The organism is Flavobacteriales bacterium (assembly GCA_013001705.1).
Lineage (GTDB): Bacteria > Bacteroidota > Bacteroidia > Flavobacteriales_D > JABDKJ01 > JABDLZ01.
This window is the reverse complement of sequence record JABDLZ010000078.1, coordinates 1-5,255: the sequence shown is the minus strand read 5'-3', so window position 1 is coordinate 5,255 and position 5,255 is coordinate 1. Positions and strand designations below refer to the sequence as shown.

Annotated in this window: 3 protein-coding genes; 2 read left to right on the top strand and 1 reads right to left on the bottom strand. The window is 50.2% G+C overall.

Features of this window, described 5'->3' with window-relative positions; all coding sequences use genetic code 11:
- Positions 1 to 94 precede the first annotated feature (94 nt).
- Entirely contained in the window at positions 95 to 3,199 is a 3,105-nt protein-coding gene (locus tag HKN79_03095; GenBank protein ID NNC82538.1) for a tetratricopeptide repeat protein, read from the top strand.
- Complete coding sequence (locus HKN79_03090; GenBank protein ID NNC82537.1) at positions 3,141 to 4,910, top strand: hypothetical protein; 1,770 nt, start codon at positions 3,141 to 3,143, stop codon at positions 4,908 to 4,910. Before HKN79_03095 ends, HKN79_03090 begins: the two co-directional genes overlap by 59 nt.
- A 143-nt stretch (positions 4,911 to 5,053) precedes the next feature.
- Here HKN79_03090 and HKN79_03085 read toward each other — a convergent pair.
- The coding region (locus tag HKN79_03085; GenBank protein NNC82536.1) for a hypothetical protein at positions 5,054 to 5,255 on the bottom strand (202 nt) is incomplete at its 5' end.

The following is a 5,255-nucleotide window of genomic DNA, read 5'->3' as shown; positions in this document are numbered from 1 at the left end:
CGATCGTTGATAATTCGGATTCCCTCTGGCATAGTATATGCCTCCCCACTATAGCTTAGTCTGTTGATCTGAAATTGGATAGACCGGAATCTGCATGAAACATCACCTGGCCATCATTACTGTCATTTTACTGGCTCCACTACTCGCTAGTGCCCAGCAACCGGCCACTTTGCACCACCCTGAGGCGCTCTATGCCCATGCCATGGAGCTGTATGACAAGGAGAAATTCACCGCTGCTCAGCGTGAATTCGAAGAGGTGCAGGCCCATGTCGATGATCCCTATCGCGAGATTGCGGTCAATGCTGAGTACTATGCCGCTCGCTGTGCCATGCATCTTTTCCACAAGGACACCCGTGAGCGCCTCGTCCAGTTCGTGCACGATCATCCCGAGTCCATGCACATCCGCACGGCCTATTTCGAGCTGGCCAATTACTATTACTCCCGTAAGCAATACAGAAATGCGCTGGAATGGTATGACAAGGTAGAGGCGGCTAAACTGACTGTGGAGGAGACCAATGATTATCATTTCAAACGAGGCTATTCCCAGTTCAAGCGCAAGGAGTATTCGGCCGCCAAACAGTCCTTCTCCCATCTCATCGATGAGCCTAATCGCTATTATGCACCTGCCAATTACTATTACGCTCATCTGGCCTATATGGATGGGAATTATGAGGCTGCTCTCAAAGGGTTCAGGCTCTTGGAAAGCGATGAGAACTTCGCAACAGTAGCGCCTTATTATATCACGCAGATCCTCTTCCTCCAAGAGAAATATGACGAGGTGGTGAGCTACGGTCCATCACGCATCGACTCGGCCCGTGTAAAGAAGGAACATGAGGTAGCACGTATCATCGGGGAGTCTTTCTACAACCTGCAGCAGTATGAAGAGGCCGTTCCCTATCTCCAGCAATTCCGAGATAGCCAAGCGCCCAAGCAGCGCCAGGATCATTACCAATTGGGCTTCGCACTGTACAAGACCGGGGCTTATGAAGAGGCACTGGATGCATTCAATCTGGTGACCAATGCCGATGATGAACTCAGTCAGGTGGCTACCTACCACATGGGTGAATCCTACCTTAAGCTGGATAACAAGAAGTACGCGCGCAATGCCTTCAAAGAATCGAGCAAGTACGATTATGACCGTCCACTCCAAGAGGATGCCCTTTTCAACTACGCCAAACTGGCCTATGAACTCTCAGTCAATCCATTCCATGAGGCCATACGCGCCTTCGAGCAATATCTTGAGGACTATCCTACATCAGAACGAAGGGACGATGCCTATGCATTCTTACTCGAAGTCTACCTGACCACACGCGACTATCAAGCCGCACTGGATGCGCTGGACAAGATCGAGGAGAAGGACATCAAAGCCAAAACGGCCTATCAGCTGAGTGCCTACAACCGGGGTGTGGAGCTCTTCCTCAATCGGAAATTCATCGAAGCACGTAGCTATTTCATGAAGGTCGATACCTACAACATCGACCCCACCCTTACTGCACTGGCCGAGTACTGGATGGCTGAGATCCTCTATCGTGAGAAACAGTACGATCAGGCTATTCTCGCCTACCGGGAATTCCAGAACGATCCAGGGAGTTTCGATACGGAGTATTTCAAAGAGGCCTATTACTCAACGGCCTATGCCTATTTCATGCAGAAGGAGTACCGGAACGCACAGACCGCCTTCAATCTATACCTCAACTCCAAACCCGGTGCAGATGATAAGAAGATGAACGATACCTATCTGCGTCTAGGAGATTGTGCCTTTGTGGCCAAGGAGTATAACACGGCCATATCATATTACGATCAGGCCATCGCCCTGGATAAGTTCGACACGGATTATGCCCTTTTCCAAAAAGCGCGCAGTCAAGGCTTCAAAGGGGATGATGTGAGCAAGACCAATACCCTGGAAGAGATCATCCGCAGGTATACCAAATCCTCCTATCTCGTGCCGGCCAAGTATCAGCTTGCCGAGACCTTCTTCAAGATGGACAAGAATGATCAGGCATTCGTCATGTTCGAGGATATCATCGACAACCACTCGGGGTCTCCCTATGTCAAGAAATCCCTTCTTACCATGGGGCTTATCCATTTCCGCAGAGGAGCCTATGAAGATGCGATCGCCTCCTTCAAACAGGTGGTAGAGGATTACCCCCAGGATGAGGATAGCCAAGAGGCACAGGCCCGTATCCAAGATGTCTACGTGGAGCTCGGGCGTATGGATGAGTTCAACGAATGGTATGAGCAGCACGTACCTACTGGATCGGTTGCTGCGCAGGATTCGGTCAATTATCGTGCGGCAGAGAACAAGTACAGCGCAGGAGATTGCGAAGGGGCCATCACGGCATTCACGAGCTACATCCAGAAATTCCAACCGGGGATATTCGGTATCAATGCCAGTTATTATTTAGGAGAATGTCTCTTTCAGCGAGGTGATACGGAGATCGCTCTCAACAACTATCTCTACGTCATCGGGCAGCCTACCAATCAATTTTCCGAACCGGCCCTTTTCTCAGCCGCTACCATCACCTATGAAGCGGGTCGTTATGACGAGGCACTGGAGCACTATCAGGCTTTGGAGCGGGTCGCCACCTTCGATAACAATATCCTAGAAGCACGCATCGGGCAGATGCGCTGCCACTTCCAGTTGGGACAGTATGATCAGGCACTCACTTACTGCGATGCCGTTCTGGCAGACGATAACTCTCCCGAGTACATCCTGAAAGAGGCCCATTTTATCAAGGCCAAAGTCCTCCTTTCGCAGAACGATGTACCCGGAGCGCTATTGGCATTCCGCAAGGTAGATCAGATGAGCACCGGTAAGATGGGAGCTGAATCCAAATTCAATATCGCCCGCATCATCTACAACCGACAGGAGTACACCGAGTCGGAAGAAGAGATCTTCGAACTCATCCAGCAGTATCCGTCTCAAGAATTCTGGAAGATAAAGGCCTTTCTCCTGCTTGCAGATGTGTATACCGGTATGGAGGATTATTTCCAAGCCAAGGCCACCCTACAGAGTATCATCGACAATGTGCAGGATGAGGGCATACGAGCTGAGGCCATTGCCAAGTATGAGGCCATTGTGGCCATAGAGCAAGGAGCCTCTGAAGGGGTGGAAGAAGACATGGAGATAGAAGTAGGTGGTGAAGGAGGAGAGACCCCAGGACAATCCGAACAAGACCTATTCGATGGAGAAGAATAAGCACATGAAACGAATCGTATGCATACTAGGGTTAGGAGGCTGTGTGCTGGGCATGCAGGCCCAGTATGACCAGGAGATCATCTCTATCGGGGATAGGACCCTGACCGTAGATGCGGCCTTCAAGATATCCGACCTGCCTCACACCCTGGATTCGGTATATCAGACCAGCGAGCTGGAGTATCAGCTTATGCCGCGACAGGTGGAGGTGACCTATGAACCCAAGGAGATCAAAGCGGCCAAACTCAAGGTCATCGAGCCGCTCACCAAACTCTACAGGGGATATGCCAAAGCAGGAGTGGGGCTATACACCACACCTTTGCTCGAAGTACATTACAACAGCATCCGCAATCGGGATTGGGCCTACGGAATAGACCTTAGGCACTTCTCTTCCCAAGGCGGATTGAAAGATGTTGCAGACAATGCCTACGGGGAGAACCACTTCGGTGCTTGGGCCAAGAAGTATGTCAACAAGCACACGCTGGAAGGGGGGCTGAGTTATGATCTGGACCGTATCCATTATTACGGATTCGACCCCGGTGATGTGGAGATAGGGCGTGGAGCGTATCGTCAGGACTACCGGACCTTCAAAGGCTACTTCGAGGTGGAGAGCCACTATCGGGATAGTGCCAAGGTGCAGCACAGAGGCTATGTGGATGTACGAAATACCAAGGCCGATATCGATGTGAATGAGAGCAACTATGTCCTAGGAGGAGAGGCCGCTAAGACCATCGATGATTATCGATTCGGTATCAAGGGTATTCTGGATATCAACTCCTTTGATCAAGGAAGTATACAGGCATTCTACATCGCAGCATCCCAGGATTCTGCCGCTATCGATCTGGAGGATTTTCGCAATACCATATTCCGTCTGGAGCCGAGCATCCATGCGCGTAAGGGCGACCTCACGGTCAACATCGGATTGGGAATCGCAGTCGATGGAGGAGGAGAGAAGACCATTTGGCATCTCTATCCACAAGCCTATTTGAGCTACAGTCTCTTTGATGACCTTTTCACTCCTTATGCGGGTTTGACAGGTGGACTCCAGCGTAACAGTTTTTACTCGCTCAGTCAGGAGAACCCCTTCATCCACAATGCCAATGTGCTGATGAATACCAGCAAGGATCTAGAGCTCTATGCAGGTATCCGAGGGACCATATTCGACAATCTGGGATTCAACGCCCGTGTGAGTGTCGAGAACTATGATGATTTCGCTTTCTATGTGAATGACACGCTATTCTCTGCTGAGAACAAGTTTGCTGTGCTCTATGATGATCTGCGGGTGGTGCGCGTAGCTGGAGAATTGACCTATATACATGATGAGCGCCTCACGCTCGCTGGTCGCTTGGAATTCGCAAGCAACACAGCTGATGATTTCGAAGAGGCTTTCAACCTTCCCGGGGTGCAATTCACTCTGGACGGTCGCTATGATCTGGATGACCGCTTTGTGGTCAAAGCACAAGTCTTTGCTGTAGGCAAGCGATTCGGAGGAACCATGATGCCTGGTGAGAACGATGAGGTGGAACTCGGTAGGTTCTATCCAGTGGAGCTTCGCAGTTATGTGGACGGAAGCCTTGGGCTGGAGTACCGGTATACCAAACGCATATCGGCCTGGCTGGACTTCAATAACCTGACCGGAGGCCGTTATCCGAGATGGCATGCCTATCCCGTACAATCCGTGCTGGTGATGGGTGGATTGAGCTATTCCTTCTAAGGGAGTCAAAATCTAAATGAGAATCAACATGCTAAATGAAGGCCGGCATTCCGCTATGCTGCATTCAGAATGACTTTTATGTTCTATGATTTGGCCATGAACAAAGACGGCCGAGAAATTGATTTGCATTCACATTTCGATTTTCATTTTGATTCAAAATGCACCGCCTTCGCCATCACCAGAATCTCATCTAAGGTCTTTATCGTAAAATCATCCTCCGGGTCGAAATGTAGGACCGCTATCTGCTTACGCTCGCCCATGACCAGAGCCGGATGGTCGATACGTTTGCCTTGTGTGAAGGCCAGATAAGGCAGTTCGTTCTTTTTGATGTGGAAGTAACAGAAG

Excerpts from the sequence above, each read along its gene's own strand:
- HKN79_03095 (NNC82538.1), top strand. The coding sequence starts at position 95 with ATGAAACATCACCTGGCCATCATTACTGTCATTTTACTGGCTCCACTA.